The organism is Pseudoalteromonas sp. MM17-2 (assembly GCF_022347945.1).
Taxonomy (GTDB): domain Bacteria; phylum Pseudomonadota; class Gammaproteobacteria; order Enterobacterales; family Alteromonadaceae; genus Pseudoalteromonas; species Pseudoalteromonas ruthenica.
In genome coordinates this window covers 115,777-134,194 of record NZ_JAKRFV010000006.1, presented here as the reverse complement: position 1 = coordinate 134,194, position 18,418 = coordinate 115,777, and the positions used below count along the sequence as shown (strand labels likewise).

21 protein-coding genes are annotated in these 18,418 nt (G+C 47.1%); 12 read left to right on the top strand and 9 right to left on the bottom strand.

Annotation, left to right across the window (positions count from 1 at the left end; all coding sequences use genetic code 11):
- Window positions 1-25: 25 nt before the first annotated feature.
- The gene (locus MHM93_RS07330) at window positions 26-1,498 is read right to left on the bottom strand and encodes a methyl-accepting chemotaxis protein (protein ID WP_239448523.1); all 1,473 of its coding nucleotides are present in this window, start codon (window positions 1,496-1,498) and stop codon (window positions 26-28) included.
- Between the two features lie 241 nt (window positions 1,499-1,739).
- Here MHM93_RS07330 and MHM93_RS07325 point away from each other — a divergent pair, with 241 nt between their 5' ends.
- The 3 genes from MHM93_RS07325 to MHM93_RS07315 all read left to right on the top strand — a co-directional run bounded on the left by MHM93_RS07325 (window position 1,740) and on the right by MHM93_RS07315 (window position 5,024).
- Window positions 1,740-2,504 carry a DeoR family transcriptional regulator gene (locus MHM93_RS07325; RefSeq protein ID WP_022944907.1) on the top strand — a complete coding sequence of 255 codons (765 nt, stop codon included), beginning with the start codon at window positions 1,740-1,742 and terminating at the stop codon, window positions 2,502-2,504.
- Window positions 2,505-2,567: 63 nt separating this feature from the next.
- Window positions 2,568-4,388 (top strand): glutamine--fructose-6-phosphate transaminase (isomerizing), encoded by a 1,821-nt coding sequence (gene glmS, locus MHM93_RS07320; RefSeq protein WP_022944908.1) that lies wholly within the window; start codon window positions 2,568-2,570, stop codon window positions 4,386-4,388.
- A gap of 408 nt (window positions 4,389-4,796) precedes the next feature.
- Entirely contained in the window at window positions 4,797-5,024 is a 228-nt protein-coding gene (locus MHM93_RS07315; RefSeq protein WP_239448522.1) for a hypothetical protein, read from the top strand.
- A gap of 328 nt (window positions 5,025-5,352) precedes the next feature.
- Here the strand turns inward: MHM93_RS07315 and MHM93_RS07310 are convergent, their stop codons facing one another.
- Window positions 5,353-5,592, bottom strand: a complete 240-nt coding sequence (locus MHM93_RS07310; RefSeq protein WP_045979442.1) for a hypothetical protein — start codon at window positions 5,590-5,592, stop codon at window positions 5,353-5,355.
- Window positions 5,593-5,876: 284 nt separating this feature from the next.
- Here MHM93_RS07310 and MHM93_RS07305 point away from each other — a divergent pair, with 284 nt between their 5' ends.
- A complete protein-coding gene (locus MHM93_RS07305; RefSeq protein ID WP_239448521.1) occupies window positions 5,877-6,665 on the top strand; it encodes a hypothetical protein in 789 nt (262 codons plus the stop codon).
- A gap of 175 nt (window positions 6,666-6,840) precedes the next feature.
- On the opposite strand, the gene MHM93_RS07300 is transcribed toward MHM93_RS07305, so the two are convergent.
- The 3 genes from MHM93_RS07300 to MHM93_RS07290 are packed head-to-tail and all read right to left on the bottom strand — an operon-like array spanning window position 6,841 to window position 8,206.
- Window positions 6,841-7,020 (bottom strand): hypothetical protein, encoded by a 180-nt coding sequence (locus MHM93_RS07300; RefSeq protein ID WP_239448520.1) that lies wholly within the window; start codon window positions 7,018-7,020, stop codon window positions 6,841-6,843.
- A 5-nt stretch (window positions 7,021-7,025) separates the two neighbouring features.
- Window positions 7,026-7,181, bottom strand: a complete 156-nt coding sequence (locus tag MHM93_RS07295) for a hypothetical protein (RefSeq protein ID WP_239448519.1) — start codon at window positions 7,179-7,181, stop codon at window positions 7,026-7,028.
- Between the two features lie 59 nt (window positions 7,182-7,240).
- A complete protein-coding gene (locus MHM93_RS07290; RefSeq protein ID WP_239448518.1) occupies window positions 7,241-8,206 on the bottom strand; it encodes a calcium/sodium antiporter in 966 nt (321 codons plus the stop codon).
- A gap of 354 nt (window positions 8,207-8,560) precedes the next feature.
- Between MHM93_RS07290 and MHM93_RS07285 the strand changes: the two genes are divergently transcribed.
- Window positions 8,561-9,718, top strand: coding sequence for a DNA cytosine methyltransferase (locus MHM93_RS07285; protein WP_239448517.1), 1,158 nt, complete (start codon window positions 8,561-8,563; stop codon window positions 9,716-9,718).
- A 22-nt stretch (window positions 9,719-9,740) separates the two neighbouring features.
- Here the strand turns inward: MHM93_RS07285 and MHM93_RS07280 are convergent, their stop codons facing one another.
- On the bottom strand, window positions 9,741-10,280 hold the full coding sequence (locus tag MHM93_RS07280; protein ID WP_239448516.1) for an Eco29kI family restriction endonuclease: 540 nt from the start codon (window positions 10,278-10,280) through the stop codon (window positions 9,741-9,743).
- Window positions 10,281-10,543: 263 nt separating this feature from the next.
- Between MHM93_RS07280 and MHM93_RS07275 the strand changes: the two genes are divergently transcribed.
- Window positions 10,544-10,786 carry a TIGR02647 family protein gene (locus tag MHM93_RS07275; RefSeq protein ID WP_022944921.1) on the top strand — a complete coding sequence of 81 codons (243 nt, stop codon included), beginning with the start codon at window positions 10,544-10,546 and terminating at the stop codon, window positions 10,784-10,786.
- Window positions 10,787-10,856: 70 nt separating this feature from the next.
- Complete coding sequence (locus MHM93_RS07270; protein WP_239448515.1) at window positions 10,857-11,369, top strand: hypothetical protein; 513 nt, start codon at window positions 10,857-10,859, stop codon at window positions 11,367-11,369.
- Here MHM93_RS07270 and MHM93_RS07265 read toward each other — a convergent pair.
- Window positions 11,339-11,956 (bottom strand): aspartyl/asparaginyl beta-hydroxylase domain-containing protein, encoded by a 618-nt coding sequence (locus MHM93_RS07265; protein WP_239448514.1) that lies wholly within the window; start codon window positions 11,954-11,956, stop codon window positions 11,339-11,341. The genes MHM93_RS07270 and MHM93_RS07265 overlap by 31 nt on opposite strands.
- A gap of 137 nt (window positions 11,957-12,093) precedes the next feature.
- On the opposite strand from MHM93_RS07265, the gene MHM93_RS07260 reads away from it, so the two are divergent.
- The 5 genes from MHM93_RS07260 (at window position 12,094) to MHM93_RS07240 (ending at window position 16,861) form a co-directional block, all read left to right on the top strand.
- The gene (locus tag MHM93_RS07260; RefSeq protein WP_239448513.1) at window positions 12,094-12,579 is read left to right on the top strand and encodes a DUF523 domain-containing protein; all 486 of its coding nucleotides are present in this window, start codon (window positions 12,094-12,096) and stop codon (window positions 12,577-12,579) included.
- An 81-nt stretch (window positions 12,580-12,660) separates the two neighbouring features.
- A complete protein-coding gene (locus MHM93_RS07255) occupies window positions 12,661-13,038 on the top strand; it encodes a DUF3703 domain-containing protein (protein ID WP_235420021.1) in 378 nt (125 codons plus the stop codon).
- Window positions 13,035-13,493 (top strand): GNAT family N-acetyltransferase, encoded by a 459-nt coding sequence (locus MHM93_RS07250; protein WP_239448541.1) that lies wholly within the window; start codon window positions 13,035-13,037, stop codon window positions 13,491-13,493. The genes MHM93_RS07255 and MHM93_RS07250 overlap by 4 nt, the downstream gene beginning before the upstream one ends.
- A gap of 154 nt (window positions 13,494-13,647) precedes the next feature.
- The gene (locus MHM93_RS07245) at window positions 13,648-15,726 is read left to right on the top strand and encodes a TonB-dependent siderophore receptor (RefSeq protein WP_239448512.1); all 2,079 of its coding nucleotides are present in this window, start codon (window positions 13,648-13,650) and stop codon (window positions 15,724-15,726) included.
- Window positions 15,716-16,861: a heparan-alpha-glucosaminide N-acetyltransferase domain-containing protein gene (locus MHM93_RS07240; RefSeq protein ID WP_239448511.1), complete on the top strand. Its 1,146-nt coding sequence runs from the start codon at window positions 15,716-15,718 to the stop codon at window positions 16,859-16,861. Before MHM93_RS07245 ends, MHM93_RS07240 begins: the two co-directional genes overlap by 11 nt.
- Before the next feature lie 29 nt (window positions 16,862-16,890).
- Here MHM93_RS07240 and MHM93_RS07235 read toward each other — a convergent pair whose 3' ends face one another.
- Both MHM93_RS07235 and MHM93_RS07230 read right to left on the bottom strand, forming a co-directional pair.
- Window positions 16,891-17,631 (bottom strand): sulfite exporter TauE/SafE family protein, encoded by a 741-nt coding sequence (locus tag MHM93_RS07235; RefSeq protein WP_239448510.1) that lies wholly within the window; start codon window positions 17,629-17,631, stop codon window positions 16,891-16,893.
- A complete protein-coding gene (locus tag MHM93_RS07230; protein ID WP_239448509.1) occupies window positions 17,631-18,317 on the bottom strand; it encodes a pirin family protein in 687 nt (228 codons plus the stop codon). Before MHM93_RS07230 ends, MHM93_RS07235 begins: the two co-directional genes overlap by 1 nt.
- Between the last annotated feature and the right edge of the window lie 101 nt (window positions 18,318-18,418).

Here is an 18,418-nt window from a genome sequence, read left to right as displayed (position 1 = left end):
GATAACCAACTTCAATATTTGTTTGTTAGCGCTGGACAAAACGAGATACCTGAGCCTTCAAACTATCTAAAGCATTGAGCATATTGGCCACCTGCTCATCAAGTTGATGGATGTTGATGCTGTCTTTTTCTGATAGTTCGCGTACATGAACACTTTGCTGGGCTATTTGCTGAGTACTGCTGGCTTGCTGCAAAACAATTTCTTTAACATTATCAGAATCATCCTTAATCACTATCATGGTTTGTTCCACCGCTGAGATAGCCTCCAAGACTGAGGAACTCAGTTGCTCGACAATATTCACTTTATCAATACAGTGCCCCATGGAGGTGGTCGACTTATCGCTGTTAGCGACCAGCTCTTTAAGCGTATGCGCTATTTTGTCGGTGGCTTGTTTTGAGGTATTGGCAAGCGACCTCACTTCGTCGGCGACTACCGCGAAGCCCCGGCCTTGCTCGCCCGCCCGGGCTGCCTCTATAGCGGCATTCAATGCTAATAGATTGGTTTGCTCGGCAATGGCATTTATGTCATTGAGCAGGTTAGAGATAAGCGCACAGCTAGACTCCAAATCCTTTAACTGCTGCTGCGTGGTGTCGAGCATTTGCGCTAAAGCATGGCTTTGTGCATCGGTCTCATGGACTTCTTTCATGGCACCTTGCAGTTGCGTTGAGATCATCGCGTATTGGTCGGCCACGTGCTCGCTTTGGCTTTGAACTTGGCTAAAGCCATCACTCACTTGCTCTCCTGCTTGAGAAATCAGATTATTTTGCGTTTGCTTATGTTCGGCGTTTTGGGTGAGTAATTGTTGTAGCTCAGCCACCTTGGTGGCGCCTTGAATAAGCGCTTGCTGCTCTTTATGGACCGAATCAACAACGCTACTGAGTTGATTGAGTAGGGTATTGAATTGTGCCAGTGCACTGCTACCTTTCGCATCAACACGCACAGAAAGGTCTAGCTTCATTGGATCGCGGGCTATCTTCTCTATGGCAGACTCCAGCGCTTTTCCACCTTGATATTCCTGATACAACATGTGTGCGATATAAGCAGCAATGAGTGCTTCTGCTGTGGCGTATACAGCGTGGATAAGCACGGTACTAAAGGCGAGTCTTTGTGGGTCGAATACGTAAACGCCCACATCGCCCGTTTGCATAAAGTAAAAACTGATGTGATGCGCAGCGACTAATAAAAGTGCGGTGATAAAAATGCGCCAGTTTTTAAAAATGACCAAAATCGCCATAAAGATAAAAATCTCAAAATGCACTTCAATCAGGCCGTAGGCTTGATGAATATGCAAAAATGAGAACATCATCAATGCGGCAGCACTCACATGGTGTGTCAGCCGACTTTGCGGGGCGCTTTTTAGTAGGTATATGGGTAAAGAAGCGATAATAAAGCTGATGACTAAGCCTTGCCCGATATTGTCGTAATACAAACCCAGTGCGAGCGACTCAATGGTGAGAATAATAAACAGCGATATGAACAATGATGAGGATTTAACCAAGTTGAATTTCCTTTATTAAACACTCCGTTGTTTTAGGCTAGGCGCTGGCGAGAGCAAGCGCAAATTAAGTAATGAAATTATTACGTTGCTCGTATCAGTGTTGATCACTAACTGATTGTGCTTAAGCCGTAATTAAGCGTTTTGCGACTATTTTTATGCGCATACCATTTGTGCATTGAGCTTGACATAAAGTTTCGACTATAATGGTTTATCTTTCGAATCGAAACTTAAGTGTAACTGAATGACTAAGCGCAATACCCAGCAACGCCGCCACACTATTCTTAGCCAAGTTAATGAAGTGGGTGAAGTCTCAGTAGAGGCGTTAGCGGAGCAGCTGCAAACATCAGAAGTTACGATTCGAAAGGACTTAGCAACACTTGAAAAAAACGGCCTCTTGCTACGCCGATACGGTGGCGCGATTGCTTTACCCAATGAAATCGTTGCCAGTGAAGAGCCGCAAGACTCAGCCCGTAAACGCGCTATTGCCAAGGCAGCTGCTCAGCTTATTAAAGATCATCACCGCATTATCATCGATAGCGGGCGCACCACCGCCGCCTTGATCCCTGAACTGGCGAGCAAACGAGGCCTAGTGGTGATGACCAATGCCATTAATGTTGCTAATCGCTTGCTGGCGTTAGAGAACGAGCCGACCTTATTGATGACCGGTGGCACCTGGGACCCACATTCAGAGTCTTTTCAAGGGCAAGTAGCAGAGCAGGTATTGCGCTCATATGATTTCGATACTTTATTTATCGGTGCTGATGGTATCGATGTTTCCCGTGGAACCACTACTTTCAACGAACTTATCGGCCTAAGCCAAGTGATGGCTGAAGCGGCCCGTGAAGTGGTGGTGATGGTGGAGTCTGACAAGATAGGCCGCCGTATCCCAAATTTAGAACTGCCTTGGCACAAGGTCAGCACTTTGATCACCGACAACACCTTGGCTGCAGACTTGCGCCAAGAGATCAGCGCGCATGGCGTACATTTAATTTGTGCCAAGGTATAAACACATAACCCGACCGACAACATCGGGCTTTTTAACAACACATACTGTGCAAATGGAGAATCTATGTGTGGAATAGTAGGGGCTGTCGCCGAACGCCCTGTGAACCGAATTTTAATTGAGGGCCTTAAGCGCCTTGAATATCGTGGCTACGACTCAGCAGGCGTAGCGCTATCGCAACAAAGCACCTTAAATTGCGTTAAAGCTGTGGGTAAGGTGGCGGCGTTGGAAAGTGCGCTCAATGAAGCCAATGTTTCCGGCACAACGGGCATTGCCCACACTCGCTGGGCGACTCATGGTGGCGTTACCGAAGCCAATGCCCATCCACATGTCTCTAACAGTGAATTAGCACTGGTTCATAACGGCATTATCGAAAACCATGCCAGTTTGCGCGAAGCGCTACAAGGCGATGGCTACGAGTTTGTATCGCAAACAGATACCGAAGTTATGGTGCACCTTATCCATCAATTGCGCCAACAGCACAATTCCTTACTCAGTGCCGTACAAGCGGCGGTGAAGCAACTAGAAGGTGCCTATGGCACGGTGGTATTTGATAAAGCTAACGATAATGAAGTGATTGTTGCGCGCTCAGGAAGCCCGCTGGTTATCGGCTTAGGACTTGGCGAGAACTTTATTGCCTCTGATCAGCTTGCACTATTGCCTGTAACTCGCAGCTTTATCTTCCTAGAAGAGGGCGATGTGGCACGTATTACCCGCGATAGCGTGGAAATATTCGATAGCAACGGTCACAGTGTTGAGCGTGAAGTGGTGGAATCTAACATTACCCAAGACGCCTCTGGCAAGGGCGACTATCGCCATTATATGCTGAAGGAAATTTACGAGCAGCCATTGGCAGTGCGTAATACCTTGGATGGTCGTTTACACGATGAGCGCGTTAGTGTTGATGCCTTTGGTGAGGGCGCAACGCAAATTTTTAAAGACGTAAAACACGTGCAAATTATCGCCTGTGGTACCTCGTATCACTCGGGAATGGTCGCGCGTTACTGGCTCGAGCAGTTTGCCGGCGTTAGCTGTAATGTCGAAATTGCCTCAGAATTCCGCTATCGCGAGTCGTTCGTGCACGAAAATAGCCTATTAGTAACGATTTCCCAATCGGGTGAAACGGCTGATACCTTAGCTGCCTTGCGTTTGGCTAAAGAGCAAGGGTACATGGCGTCGATGACCATTTGTAATGTGCCGGGCTCATCGCTGGTACGCGAGTCTGATTTAGCCTTTATGACCAAAGCAGGGGCCGAAATTGGTGTGGCTTCAACAAAAGCCTTTACCACACAATTGGTTGGCTTGTTGATGCTAACGGCGTCTATCGCCCAAGAAAAAGGCCTTAATCAACGTGCAATTGTAAGTGCAATTAAGACCTTGCCTAACAAGCTCGAAGAAGCGTTGACCCTAGCCGAGGGCATTGAGGAGTTAGCGGAAGAGTTTGCCGACAAACATCACTCGTTATTCCTTGGCCGTGGGTCGCAGTACCCTATTGCTATGGAAGGGGCGTTGAAACTCAAAGAGATCTCTTACATTCACGCCGAAGCCTATGCTGCGGGTGAGCTCAAACATGGCCCATTAGCCTTGATTGACGCCGATATGCCGATCATCGTCGTGGCACCAAATAACGAGTTGCTCGAAAAGCTGAAATCGAATGTAGAGGAAGTGCGTGCCCGTGGCGGTATCATTTACGTGTTTGCTGATAAAGATTCCCACTTTGCATCGGACGAGACCATGCGCGTAATCAATGTAAATCATGTGGAAAACATCATTGCCCCAGTGGTTTATACCATTCCACTGCAATTGCTTTCGTACTACGTTGCGGTTATTAAAGGCACTGACGTTGACCAGCCCCGAAACCTAGCCAAATCGGTAACGGTGGAATAAGAAGAAATTGAAAAAGGCGCGCAAGCGCCTTTTTTGTTGCAATGGCATAAAGTGTTAGACCGAACGTTTATTAGTAGCTGGCCCGACGGTCAGCGCAGTGCCATTAACCGCCATTCAACTATTAGTCACCCATGCTTTATGTTATGAGAAAACAGATGCTGGTCTAACGCCGCATTGAGGGGTGAACAACGCATTCCACCCAAACTAAACCATTGTGCCGTAAACACTAAAGCCGATTCAAACCAAAACTGCCAAGCGTTGTGAATCCCTCTTGAATGCTTTGTTAGCACTATTGTTACAAAACCCAAGATATGTATTCATCATCACAATAAAACTTACAACCCATTGAATTGAATAAAGTCTGCCCCCAACTAATAACTTGTCATGAGAGGAATATTGGAGGCTACTATGACAACTTTTAGTAAATACGAGCTACAAGATATCGCAAAAAAAGGAGCTAGTATCATTCTGGATGCGAGCAAATTTTCAAAATATGATTTGCAAGATATCGTAAAGTATATTGACCCAAAAGCAACAATTGAACTTCTTAACGCAAGCAAGTTCTCTAAATACGATCTTCAAGATATCGCTAGCAAAGCAAAGGCTCCAGGTGTAGTAATTTTAAGACTATCTTAGATACAAACTTACCGAAAAGTACGACAAGGGTGCTATGACATAATAGTATGCACCCTTTTTGAGATAAATAGTGCTAACAATTTAATATCGAGCGATTGGGTCGTTTTTCTGCCGCAACCTGTCTCGTTTTAGTCCTTAGACCATTGATAGCAAATTTAGGAAATACTTACCAGCGTTGAAGTTACGTGACATAGCTCCAAACGAGGACTCGACAAAAACGACCCAGAGGGTCGTTTTCCTGACTATGGGAGAAACTCAACGATTATGGGTGTATCACTGTGGTTTTGGTGGGAGTGGCCGTCTAACGCTCGCTTTAAGCTACCGTAGACTACGGTCTAGAGGTGCGAGCTAATTCAGCATGATTTTTTAACTTTTTCACGCAACGTATAAATACTGATATTGCTGTGATCCCCCCACAAATAATGCCGATTTGCAGAATTGATAACTCAACCGTTGCGGTGATAAATAGACTGCCAATAAGCGAACCAATTATATATGTTGCAGCAATAAATACAGCGAATGAAATCACTAACATTAACCATGTTGTAACCTTTTCCCGTTGAGACATATGACCTCCGTGACTTTCAAAACTGCGCACAAAACCTCCACTGACTAAAATGATGATAAGTTTACTTTGGTCGCTGATTTATTAATATCAAATAATGTAAGTTATTGCCATTATGGGTTTTTATTGCGCTTAATTATCATAGTAAGCCTTTGATTCTTTTATCTGGCGCTGCACATTATTTGTGCTTTTTTACTGTTGCAGTTGCCTACTAATGTGTGTATTTTCGAAAAGAATCATATATCTATCGTCTATGCGCTTTTGCGCAATGTAACAGGGAGGTGATCATGTCGATAAAACCTTTAGCGATATCCTTCATAGCCTTTATAGGGCTAAACCTAACGGCCTGTGGCTCTGGCACAAAAAATGATGAGCCGAAGCAACTGACACCAACACCGACAGGTAACATCGTTGATAATAGTGCGGTTGCTGACTATCGGTTGGTTATTTATGGTAACAGTCATAGCTCACAATTAGGTTCAATCATTGAAACACTGATCAGTGACCAACTTCCAAATAAGACGATTGAAACGGTAACAATTAGTGGGCGGTTTCTAGATGAAATTGCTGCGGTTACTGCAAACGTAGAGCAATTAGAAAAAAGCACTTGGAGCCACGCCATATTTCAAGGGCAAAAGTACTCTCAGTCCGGCGCAACCGACTATCCAACGCACGCAACTGAGCGTTTAATTGCAAAGGCTAAATCAAACAACATCACACCGATATTATTTCCAGAGCACCCACAACGTGGTGACCCCTCTGAGGCAGAGCGGGTATACAATTTACATCAATCAATTAGCCAACAAGAGCTTAGCTGTGTCGCGCCCGTAGGCTTGGTTTGGAACCGTGTATTAGACGTTATGCCAACGGTTGAGCTACATCATGCAGATGGTAATCATGCATCTTATGCAGGGAAGGTGCTCACGGCAATGACCTTTTATGAGATCATTACTGGCGAATTGGCGGACGCCATTCCCTATAATCCGGCGCTTGAGCTAGATCAGCAGCAGCAAGCGCTGTTTGGGCAAATAGTGACACAAGTGCTTTTAGAACACCCTGCGTGCCCACAGAGTTAACAATCATTGCCCTAGTTACCTAGGGCGACGTTAAAGCCAGAGAGTACCTGCTGGTAACAATGGCTGTAGTGTAGCGGGCAGAAGCGTTGGCGTGTTGCACCTGCATTACCCGGGCAGGACCTAATTTCAGCGCACACCATATCAAAGGGTAACAGTTGTGCGTTTATCGTACAGGTTAAGGTGCGTATTCTGGCGTTCGCAAGAAAAACAGGATGATTAACTCGGCGAGGCTAATGGAGGCCAATTGCGCCGTTACGCCCAGCATAACGCCGATACCTGACTGTGGGTCTGATTGAATCCCAAACACTAATCCCAGCATGATGAAAAAGCTGAATATCGCTGGCGTGGCTCGCATCGCGGCTAATTTTGTATTGCGATAGCTGTGACTGTTGGCCAAAAAATATAAGATAGCAGTAATAACAGAGCCAGACCGGCTCCCCAATATGTAAAAGCAATGGCAGCAAAAGATAAAACAGCGAGTGCCTTAATTACATAATATGTTTTCTTATATTGCATAGGTTGTCCTTAACTAAGGTGTTCAATGATTAGAGAGTCGGTTTGCTCGCATTCGCGATTTACACTAAGGTCCACAGCAAGTAGCCGTTGTAGGCGAGATAACCGCTGAGCAATAGGCCACCTTCTGCCCGGTTGATACGGCCTTGACGGCCGATGCCATAGGCCATGACCAGCAAAGCAAGCGTTAACACCAGCATCACTCCCCAATCACGATAAAAAATATCTGCGCCAAGGCCGAAGGGTTCAATCGCTCCAGCAATACCAATAACGGCAAGAATATTAAACATGTTCGAGCCTACCACGTTGCCAATGGCGATATCATGCTCGCCTTTTTTCGCCGCAATAATAGACGCAGCTAACTCTGGTAGTGAAGTGCCCAAAGCGACAATAGTCAGGCCAATGACTAAATCACTGACTCCCAATGCGGAGGCGACTTGCACCGCACCCCACACTAATATGCGTGAACTAAGCACCAATACCACTAAGCCACAAACTAACCAAAACAGTGCGCTTTTTAACCCCATGGTTTGGCTGGTAACACCCTGCTCAGTATCGCTTGCCAGTGGGTCGTTGTGGTGGCGTAGGCCTGAATATATTGACCATGCCACCACGCTAACAAAGCCACCAAGCAGCAAGGAGGCGTCGAATGTGGTCAATTGACCATCGTAGAGCAAATAGCCACACAGCAACACCACAGCCAAAAGCAGTGGTAGCTCTTTGCGAACAATATTCGAGTGCACTGTGATGGGGGCAATCAGTGCGGTGACCCCTAAAATAAGGCCAATATTGACAATGTTTGAGCCAAGAGCGTTGCCTAGTGCTAGCGCCGGATTGCCATCACTCGCAGCCATCGCCGAGACAACCATTTCCGGTGCTGATGTGCCAAACCCGACAATAAGCATACCGATCAAAATAGTGGGTAACCCCGCGTGTGCCGCTGTCGCCGCAGCGCCGTCTACAAAGCGTCCGGCACTGTAAACCAGTAGTATAAAACCAGCTACAATCGCTGTTATTGCAAGCAACATTGTTCCTCCGCCATCTTGGCTTTTATGGCCTTAATATGGGCGCATTAGTTGCCCTTGTAAAGCATTTACTTTCATCTACTTAGTGCTAATAAAGCGCTTTATAACGCACTATCGAATTGTTCTTTGGCTTGCCCTTGTGGCCTGCTCGTGGTCGCCTCAAAAACCTAGGGCGAAGGATGGCTGTAGAGGTTATTAGTGCATGGCTAGGCTGGCTATCTAGATGACGGGTGCACGGAAGTGGTGTAGCATTGCCACCCAAAGATGAGGCCCAGTTAACTGAGCAGAAATGCGATATATAGTGCCTGTGAAACGCCTTGGCGAGCGAAAATTAATGTATTGGACAGAAACACGGAAATGAAGTCAGTAGAGTTATTTGCGGGCGGGGGGGGACTCGCCATCGGGTTGAGCCGTGCTGGCTTTGAGCATGTTAGCGTGGTTGAGTACAACAAAGATGCATGTAATACCTTACGTCTTAATCAATGCACTGGATTTGGTGCGCGTTTGTATGAAGGTGATATCCGAGGATTTGATTACAGCACAATCGCAGAGCCTGTTGACCTTGTATCGGGTGGCCCGCCCTGTCAGCCTTTTTCGCTTGGTGGAAAGCACCAAGCCCATCAAGATAACCGTGATATGTTCCCCGAAGCGGTTAAAGCCATTCGCATACTTAATCCAAAAGCCTTTATATTGGAGAACGTAAAAGGTTTACTGCGTAAAAGCTTTGCCGAATATTTTCAGTATATATTGCTGCAACTACAATACCCCTCTTTACCAGCACAACCGCACGAAAGCTGGCAAGCTCACCTCAGCAGACTGCAGCAGCAACACGAAGCAACAGAGGGCGAGAGCGAGTATCAAGTATCCTTTAAGCTGGTCAATGCCGCTGATTATGGTGTGCCGCAAAAGCGTGAGCGGGTGTTTATTATAGGCTTTCGTAATGATATTAAGGTGCAATGGTCGTTCCCTGAACCAACACACAGCCAAGATGCCTTGCTATGGCGCCAACTTGTCGATTTTAGTTACTGGGATAACCATAAACTACCTTCCCCTGTTTTGAGTGATAAAGAACGTGCTAAGGCCAAAAAGCTACAAAAGCAGTACGATTTGAGTACCTTTAAGCACCAGCCTTGGGTAACGGTAAGAGACGCTTTGCAAGATTTGCCTGATCCGAGGGACGAGAAACATAGTGGCTTATTGGATCACCATGACTACAAGCCCGGAGCACGGACCTACCCAGGTCACACCGGCAGTTATATCGATGCCCCGTCGAAAACCCTAAAGGCGGGTGCCCATGGGGTGCCTGGGGGAGAAAATATGATCCGCTACCATGATGGCTCGGTACGCTATTATACCGTGCGCGAGAGTGCTCGTATTCAAACCTTCCCTGACGACTTTGTGTTCTCAGGTTCTTGGGGCGAAGTGATGCGTCAGCTGGGCAATGCGGTGCCCTCTCAATTGGCTGAAACTGTTGGCACCAGTGTGTTTCGGGCAATTAACCAAAGCCAGGGCTAGGCTGGCTTTGGTGACGCTGTATTTAGCTTTGTAGTTTGTCGGCCCATTTTCGACCTGGGTGTTTACGGTCCCAAGCAGAACGGGCTTGCTCATACCGCCCTTTGCCGGGATCATGATTACCAAAGCCGTCAATTTGAGTGTTCCAAATAGGCCGATACTTGTTAATCAGCATTGATTCAACAACGGGAATAATGGCACTCATATCTACCGGGATAATCATAAACTGACATTTAAAGTCAGCGATCTTTAAATTACTTGCTTGCTGGATACTGCGCGCATGCTCATTGAGACGCGACTTTAATTTCGGCTCTTCTTTTCTGACCATGGAGCCAGTTCTAGCGCCAGTGGGTACCGCCTTGCCTACATAGATAGGTACATTGCCGATGCCTGCATAGTCTTTGTCGGCGCCATTATAATAGAGCGCATACACTCCCGAACCCATAAACTGGCTTGCGATGGGCAAGGTGTGTTTAGGAGTGGCTTCTAAAAAGCGTGCAGCCTCGTTGGCGAGTTGTATTAATTGGTGGGACTGGAATGTTTGCGCGATTACATTAATGGTCATAAGTATCATCCTTGAAGTGTGTTTATTTCGTTCCTAAATATAGAACGTCATATATAACTTGGCAATATAATTGTAATTGCAGCTTTTAGGCTGTCTTAGCTGTTATTCCTTATCCGCAATTCAATGTACGAACCAGTTAACAATACCTGAGGTAAAGCGATTACTTTCATTCACTTAGAAAAAGAAAGTACTATAAAAAACAGCATAAATTTGATCTTCAACTAGCATTAAAGTGATAGCAACAACAATTATAAGGAATCACCGTGCGCATAAATAAAACCATGATTGATGAAATGGAGCTGTTGGCAAAGTTTCCACGTGCTAGCCACATGCAGGGCATAAAGGTACACAGTGATGCTGATGCAACGTTGCGTGATGCCGCGCAGCGGTTGTTCGATAAAGGCATTACCGATAGTCCCGATGGGGGGTATTTAACCGATTTAGGCCTCGACTTAGTGAAACATTTAGACACTCTCTACGCGGCATTAAGCTCAAAAGCCGGGTAATGGCCTGTAATAGCACGCGTGAGTGTCGCCGCTGTAAGCTGCAAGTAGCACAACAGCTGACGAGGTGATCATGGTGCACACTCACTTGCCTGCTATTTTGCAGTTCTTCGATGATATCGAGCTGCCTTATCGCTTTGCTCCAGTGGCTGAAGAGAGCTTTCTTCCGGGTATCAATATTCATCAAGGGATATTAGTGATTGATAAAAAGCGCTTAGCCCATGAAGGGGATTTACTCCATGAGGCTGGGCATTTAGCGGTTACAGACCGACATCACCGAGCCTCACTCAGCGGTGATGTTAAAAAATGGGGTCACCAAGGCGGCGAAGAAATGGCGGCAATGGCGTGGTCGTGGGCAGCACTCCAAGCGATAGGTCTGCCGCCTAGTGTAGTGTTTCACGAACACGGCTATCGCGGCGCTGCCGCTAACTTAATTACTGCCTTTAGCACTAACCTAGGTCCTGGTGTGCCGCTACTTTATAGTTGGTTTATGTGTCTTGCACCCGAGCAACCACAGGGGTTTCCCGTTATGCAACAGTGGTTTCGCGATGACGCTTATACCCACAGGCAATTAGCACTTTTATAAACTTGGTGAGTAAGCCAGGCGTTACTTTGGCAGTCGATCACCACATTGATGCGGTCTTCAGTACTGCGGTTGTGCACGCTATGTGTCATGTTGGCATTGAGATACCAAAGCTCTCCGCACTGCATCGGCACACGATGATCAGCTACGTTGAATATAAGGTGCTCGTCGCTACGCAATGGCAAGTGTAATCTGGCCTCGCCGAATTCCAGTGCGAGCCCTGGGTCTTGATGGGGTTTTATTTCCGCGCCGGCTCGTAAGCGCATGAGTCGCACAGCTTTTACCGGACAAGGCAGACTCGCCAACACCTCAACAAGCGCATGACTGTTTTGTAATAACGGTAAGTTGGCCCAATGTTCGCCTTGGTCAATACTAAAGCTTTGTAAGATCTCATGGGCGCTTTTATGGTGGGCTTGGCAACGTAACGGAACAACATCCCACTGGCCCTGATAATGTTGGGTATTTACATGAGGAACCCAAGGCAGAGTTGTTAACTCAGGCAATGAATTGAGAATATCCAACGGCGAAAAACAGAGCGAGAGCTGCGCAAATGCGGCTACTTGGCCGCTGAGTTGATGGTTCTGACACATAGTAAAAAAAGCCGAAAAAGCATGCCATTAGTACAACACCCTCAAAATTATTAACCATTACGGGTCATTACAGCGCCTTACTAGCCGAGCGCTGATATTTTCGCTAAGTTACTGGCTGATATCAGCCATTTATTATCATGATGACCCCAGTCTTAGTGAGTGCCTGCCTGTTGGGCAGTAAAGTGCGTTATAACGCCACCTGCGTAAGTGCAGAGTGCGAACATATGCAATGGCTGCGTAGCCATTGTCATATCATGCCATTGTGCCCAGAGGTTGCTGCGGGCTTGCCGATTCCCAGAGCGGCAGCAGAAATTGTAGGGGGTGATGGCGATGATGTGCTCGCAGGGCGCGCTAAAATAGTGACCGCAGATGGTGAGGATGTCACAGCGGTGTTTTTGCAAGGCGCTCGTCAGGCACTCGCATTGTGCAAACAGCACGACATTCGCTATGCGGTGTTAACAGAATCGAGCCCTTCCTGTGGTAGCAATACCATTTACAATGGCGAGTTTGGTGCTCGCAAGGTGCCGGGGCAAGGGGTCGTGAGTGCACTGCTACGAGCAAATCACGTGAGTGTGTTTAGCCAACATACCTTAAAACAATTGCGAGTACAGCTCAGCGATTAAGAAGTCACCATTTAATGCTTGCCTTGGAGCTAACTCTAAGTAGTATGCTAGGTGAAAGTTTGTTCACTTTTAAGAGCGTCCATGACCTTTAGTCAAGCCATTAGGTTTAGTGTGTTACGTGAGTTGGTGTATGCACGCCAAGCCCAGCATGCCAACGACCCCAATAAACAGTTTTTTCATTTGCAAAATGCCCATGTATTGGGGCAAGAGTCCACCTATTGGCATACTTATGTGCATATGTTGATGCTCCGTTGGGCGTGGTGTAACCGCGTTTTACCAGAATTCACAGGGCAATTGGTAAGAGTTCTCGGGGCCGCTAGCAAAACAGCCTTGGGTTGGGTGCCTAGGGGGAATACTGGTGGCGCTAATGTCAGCCCATTTAAAGTGATGCCCATCCCTGCAAATTACGCTCAAACTATCGCCAACGCTAAAAAGAGGGTCGCAACATGGGAGCAATAAGTTTGTCGTTGCGCGCGATTACTAAAGGAAACTATGAGGCCGTAGGTGACCTTGATGTAAGTGAGCAGCAACAAGATTATGTGGCCTGTAATATGTGGTCCTTAGTTGAAGCGCAGTTTAATAGCGGCTATAGCACCCGGGCAATTTACTTGGGTGAGCAGCCCATCGGATTCTTTATGTGGGTACAGGAGAGCACACACAAAGTATCAATCTGGCGGTTTATGATTGACGAGCGCTATCAGCGCCAAGGGTATGGCCGTTATGCCTTAACCTTGGCCATTGCCGAAATTAAAGAACAGCCACAGATCACCGAAATTGAAATTTGTTATAACCCTTCCAACCCTGTTGCGAAGCAGTTTTACAGCCAATTTGGATTCATTGAACAGGGCATGGATGACGATGAAGAAGACATGTTGGCCCTGTTGTATATAGAAAACCAAACTCCCTGGCACTAGCTATCTGATGGGTAGCGTAGAGCCGCTTTAACCTATCCATAAGAATTAGCCCATCACAGAATCAGTCGGTCGTGGTAAGTCATATTTATCATACAAGTGTTTTGTTACCTTATATCATTTGCTATGATATAACAAATTCTACTTGGGTAATGTTATGAAGTATCCACTTTCGCTTTTAGTGCTGGCTTTGCCGAGTTGGGCATTTGCACAGCAAAACAATGATATAGAAACGATTACTGTTGAGCACAAGCAAGCTTTTCGCGGTGATATTCCCGCACAAGAGTTGCCACAATCAATTACCACACTGGGCAAAGACTTAATTTCAGATAACGGCATTACACGTTTTCGTGATGCTCTTGATTTCTCTGCCAGTATCTCGCGCAAAAATAATGGTGGCGCGCTGTGGGATAGCTATTCGATTCGTGGCCTGTCGGGCAACGAAAATATGCCCTCGGGCTATCTTATCAATGGTTTTAGCGGTGGCCGTGGCTTTGCTGGGCCGCGAGACGTATCAAATATTGAATATATTGAGGTACTTAAAGGGCCTGGCTCGGCATTATATGGGCGCTCTGAGCCGGGCGGTACAGTTAATATTATTACTAAAAAGCCACAGTTTTATCAGCAAGGACAGTTACAAGCTGAAATAGGCAGTGACAATCACACGCGTGTGCAAGGAGATTACACCAACGCAGTTAACGACGATGTTGCTTTTCGTATCAATGGGGCTTGGCAAGACAGTGATAGTTATCGTGATTATGTACACCATGACAAGTTCGCAATTACGCCGTCTCTGTACTACCAAGTGGGGGATGACTCTTCACTGACCTATGAGTTTGAGTATGTTGATCAGCAGCAAATGTACGATCGCGGTATTGTGGTTTTAAATGGCGATATTGAAACCCTGCCTGAGTCGCGATTTTTAGGAAACCCTAACGATGCGCCTACCAAGGTACATTCGCGCGGCCACCAGCTGCAATATCATAACGATTTAAATAGCGATTGGTCACTGCTTGTCGGTGCTAGTTATCGAACGGGTACATTAACGGGTTATTCTTCTGATGCGGAATTGTCGCCGTCAAGACAGTCTGTATACGATGATGGTCGTACCCTCACGCGTCAGCATCGTTATCGCGACTATAAGTCTGATGATCTATCGGCACGTATCGAGCTAAGCGGCCACTTTGATGTTGCCGGCATTACTAACCATGTGTTGCTCGGTGTGGATGGTTATGACTATGAGTTGCGCACGGGCCTATATCGCTATCGGGGTGGCTACGGCACCTATACCCTAGATATATTCGAGCCTGATTATAACTTTATGCCGGGCCCAGATGTGAGCATGCAATATGAGAATAATGAACAGCAAGATGCCTATGGTATCTATGTACAAGATCAGCTCGACCTAGGTGATTCACTCAAAGTGATGCTCGGGCTCAGGTTTGATGAAATAGCCCAAGATATTTTCGAAACCAAGTCTGGAGTGGCCTCAAAAAGCACTAAAAATCGCGTAAGCCCGCGCTTTGGTGTGGTTTACGACGTTAATAGCGCTATTAATTTATATGCCAGCTATTCAGAAGGCTTTTTACCGCTCAGTGGCACCGATGCCAACGGCAAGCCGTTTGGCTTTGAGGAAAGTGACTCGTTTGAGGTCGGAATAAAATTTAGTATCGAACACCTTAGCGGCACGCTGGCGTGGTTTGATGCGACCAAGAGTAACATGCTGGTGTCTGATCCAATCAATGTCGGTTACTCAGCGCCGGTCGGCGAGGCGAATAGCCGAGGCGTTGAGCTTGATTTATCCGGCTCGTTCGGTAGTAACACCGATTACACCTTGTCTTATGCCTATGTTGATGCGAAAACGGCCAACGATGTAATTAACGCTGACTGGTTAGTACCGATACCCAAAGGCAGCCCGCTGGTGAACGTACCTAAGCATAATGCTGCTGTGGCTATAAACCATGCCCTGACACTGTGGCAGCAAGACATAAAAGTAGGGGCTCATTACAAGTATAACTCCGACCGCCTGGGCGACCCCGCCGATCTCAGCTTTCGTATTCCCAGCTACCAACTTGTTGGTCTATACGCAAAATGGTTTGCATCACAGCAGCTATCGGTGGCGCTGAATGTCGATAACATTTTTAATGAGCACTATATTGCCAGTAGTTACAATGCTATGTGGGCATATCCAGGTGCGCCAACACAGTTTAAGCTGAGTGTCGGTTATGACTTCTGAGCAGCTAAAGAAGCGTATTCATAGCATTGATATTATGCGCGGAGTGGTGATTCTGCTGATGCTGGTGGATCACGTGCGTGAGCGTTTCTTTTTACACATGCAAGTGAGCGACCCTATGGTCATAGAAACGACTTCGCCGGGGTTATTTTGGAGTCGTTTCGCCGCTCATTTTTGCGCGCCTGCATTTATCTTTTTAACTGGCATGTCGGCGTGGTTATATCAGCACGCTAGGCAAGGCCAACCACGCAGTGCCACCGGTTTTTTGCTCAAACGTGGGCTTTTTATTATAGCCCTTGAAGTAACCCTGATTAGCTACTCGTGGATGGGCAGTTACCACACCCTATGGCTACAGGTTATGTGGGCGATTGGCCTGTGTATGCTGGTGCTGGCGATATTGCACAAGCTACCTATGCCGGTGTTGCTGACCTTAGGTTTAACCATTGTATTTACTCATAACATGCTCACCCCCATCGAGTTTAATGAAAATGAGTGGGGGTATACGCTGTGGCGTATTCTGCATGATCGCGGATACATCTTGGAAACAAGTTGGCTCAATGTGAAGGTCAGCTATCCAGTGCTACCATGGATTGGCGTAATCTTGCTTGGTTATTGTGCCGGACCGCTGTATGGCAAAGGTATCGCGATGCCAAGACGTCAGGCTTGGCTATTAGGGCTTGCGTTAATCTGTGTATTGCTCTTTGCTTTGTTACGCGGTGGCAATATTTATGGTGAAACATTGCCTTGGCACTCTTTCGACTCGGTGATGCAAACGACCATGTCGATTTTCAATATCACTAAGTACCCCCCCTCTTTGAGCTTTTTACTCATTACTCTGGCGGGTATGTTTGTCGGCCTCTATGTCTTTGAAAAGCCGCTGGGAAGCGTCACCAACATGTTGCGTACCTTTGGTTCGGTACCCATGTTCTTTTACGTCGTCCATTTGTACGTGTTACTGGCATTGTACCAAGCTGCTTATTGGCTGGTGGGAAATAACCAGGGCGAGTATGTGGGTGTTAATCACATTGCTTGGATATGGCTTATCGCTGTGGTGCTTGCCGTGGCTCTTTACTTGCCTGTGAAGTGGTTTAGCGATTACAAGCGCACGCATCATCAGTGGTGGCTAAAGTATCTATAACATTAGGCCACAGCATTGCTGTGGCTTTGTTAATTGAGCATGAGCTTAATAAATAACACGGCGGCCAGTAACAGCAGTAACCCATTCATCATCCGCACAAAACGCTGGGCGTCGAACTTTTGCCGAATTTTGACCCCCAGCCAATTACCCACTAGCGCCAAAGGGGAGAAAGCCAGGGCGAGCAGCAGGATATCGAGGGTTAACAACCCTTGGCTGCTAAAGGCAATCAGTTTTACGCCATTCATCAGTGCAAACAGGGCGGCGGCGGTGGCAACATAGTGGCGGGGCGGCAGTGCTTTAGCATTAAAGTACATAATCAGTGGTGGGCCGCCGGCATGAACCAAGGTGCTGGCTAAACCAGAGAGCAGGCCCATTGCTTTCGCTCCCCAATGACTGGCCAACAACGCATAACGAGTATTAGCAAAAAATAGGCTGCGAATCGCAAACCCTGCACTAAAAGTGGCGATGGCCGCGCTTAACCAGCGTCCATCGATTGCAGTAATAAGCCACTGCGCGACAATCACACCCACTATCACCGCAGGTAATAGCTGGGTAATTAAATCCCCCCGCCACTGACGCCAGTAGCTTTTTAAGCTCAATACATCAGCAACAATTAAAATTGGCAGCATCAGGGCGATAGCATCCACCGCCGGCATCACCAGCAGTAACAGAGGCACAGCGAACGCCCCGAGGGCGCCAGCAAATCCGGATTTGGAAATGCCGGTCAGCACCACCACCAAAGCGATAACTGTAAAAGTGAGTAAGGCCATTAAGGCAGCTCGAAATACAATGCTTCTAGCGCGCTTTCAGCCTGTAGCTCTATGCTTTGCTCACGCTCCAAGGCAAACCCATCGCCGCCGGAAAAATGCGCGCCACCGACTGTTAATGCACCTTTGACAATGTGTACATAGCCAAGGTTGGCACCGCTTTGTAAGCGAAACTTTTGCTGCGCGGTGAGCATCAGCCGCGATAAGCGCGTTTGCTGGTTAATGCTTAGGGTGTTGCCTTCACCTTGCGGCGTCACTAGCGGGGTCATCGCCCCCTGCTGTGGTATGCGCCGTTGCTCATAACTGGGGGTGATCCCTTTAAACTTTGGCAGAATCCAAATTTGTAGGAAATGCGCATGTTCGCTTTGCGAGGCGTTATATTCGCTGTGCATAATGCCGCTGCCAGCACTCATTCGTTGTACTTCGCCGGCAGTGAGGGTAAAAGTATTGCCCTGGCTATCTTGATGGGTTAAAGCGCCCTCAATGACATAGGAAATGATTTCCATATCGCGGTGTCCATGGGTGGCAAAGCCTTGGCCCGGTTCCACCTTATCCTCGTTAATAACGCGTAAGGCGGACAGGCCCATATGCTGGGGATCATAGTAATGGCCGAATGAAAAGCTATGCTGGCTTTGCAACCAACCCAGATCAACCTGACCTCGCTGCTCAGCGTGACGAATATAGTTCATAGTAGACTCCAAAAGTATGTTGATAGAGCCAGTTTAAGAGCATACAAAAGTGAATAAAATGAGTTAAAAAAGCACTTAGCGTTCGTTTTTAACGAATGTGT

What these genes read in the sequence shown, in the direction of transcription:
- MHM93_RS07325 (WP_022944907.1), top strand. Translation starts at nt 1,740, where the DNA reads ATGACTAAGCGCAATACCCAGCAACGCCGCCACACTATTCTTAGCCAA.
- glmS (WP_022944908.1), top strand. Translation starts at nt 2,568, where the DNA reads ATGTGTGGAATAGTAGGGGCTGTCGCCGAACGCCCTGTGAACCGAATT.
- MHM93_RS07315 (WP_239448522.1), top strand. Translation starts at nt 4,797, where the DNA reads ATGACAACTTTTAGTAAATACGAGCTACAAGATATCGCAAAAAAAGGA.
- MHM93_RS07310 (WP_045979442.1), bottom strand. Translation starts at nt 5,592, where the DNA reads ATGTCTCAACGGGAAAAGGTTACAACATGGTTAATGTTAGTGATTTCA.
- MHM93_RS07305 (WP_239448521.1), top strand. Translation starts at nt 5,877, where the DNA reads ATGTCGATAAAACCTTTAGCGATATCCTTCATAGCCTTTATAGGGCTA.
- MHM93_RS07300 (WP_239448520.1), bottom strand. Translation starts at nt 7,020, where the DNA reads ATGCGAGCCACGCCAGCGATATTCAGCTTTTTCATCATGCTGGGATTA.
- MHM93_RS07295 (WP_239448519.1), bottom strand. Translation starts at nt 7,181, where the DNA reads ATGCAATATAAGAAAACATATTATGTAATTAAGGCACTCGCTGTTTTA.
- MHM93_RS07290 (WP_239448518.1), bottom strand. Translation starts at nt 8,206, where the DNA reads ATGTTGCTTGCAATAACAGCGATTGTAGCTGGTTTTATACTACTGGTT.
- MHM93_RS07285 (WP_239448517.1), top strand. Translation starts at nt 8,561, where the DNA reads ATGAAGTCAGTAGAGTTATTTGCGGGCGGGGGGGGACTCGCCATCGGG.
- MHM93_RS07280 (WP_239448516.1), bottom strand. Translation starts at nt 10,280, where the DNA reads ATGACCATTAATGTAATCGCGCAAACATTCCAGTCCCACCAATTAATA.
- MHM93_RS07270 (WP_239448515.1), top strand. Translation starts at nt 10,857, where the DNA reads ATGGTGCACACTCACTTGCCTGCTATTTTGCAGTTCTTCGATGATATC.
- MHM93_RS07265 (WP_239448514.1), bottom strand. Translation starts at nt 11,956, where the DNA reads ATGTGTCAGAACCATCAACTCAGCGGCCAAGTAGCCGCATTTGCGCAG.
- MHM93_RS07260 (WP_239448513.1), top strand. Translation starts at nt 12,094, where the DNA reads ATGATGACCCCAGTCTTAGTGAGTGCCTGCCTGTTGGGCAGTAAAGTG.
- MHM93_RS07255 (WP_235420021.1), top strand. Translation starts at nt 12,661, where the DNA reads ATGACCTTTAGTCAAGCCATTAGGTTTAGTGTGTTACGTGAGTTGGTG.
- MHM93_RS07245 (WP_239448512.1), top strand. Translation starts at nt 13,648, where the DNA reads ATGAAGTATCCACTTTCGCTTTTAGTGCTGGCTTTGCCGAGTTGGGCA.
- MHM93_RS07240 (WP_239448511.1), top strand. Translation starts at nt 15,716, where the DNA reads ATGACTTCTGAGCAGCTAAAGAAGCGTATTCATAGCATTGATATTATG.
- MHM93_RS07235 (WP_239448510.1), bottom strand. Translation starts at nt 17,631, where the DNA reads ATGGCCTTACTCACTTTTACAGTTATCGCTTTGGTGGTGGTGCTGACC.
- MHM93_RS07230 (WP_239448509.1), bottom strand. Translation starts at nt 18,317, where the DNA reads ATGAACTATATTCGTCACGCTGAGCAGCGAGGTCAGGTTGATCTGGGT.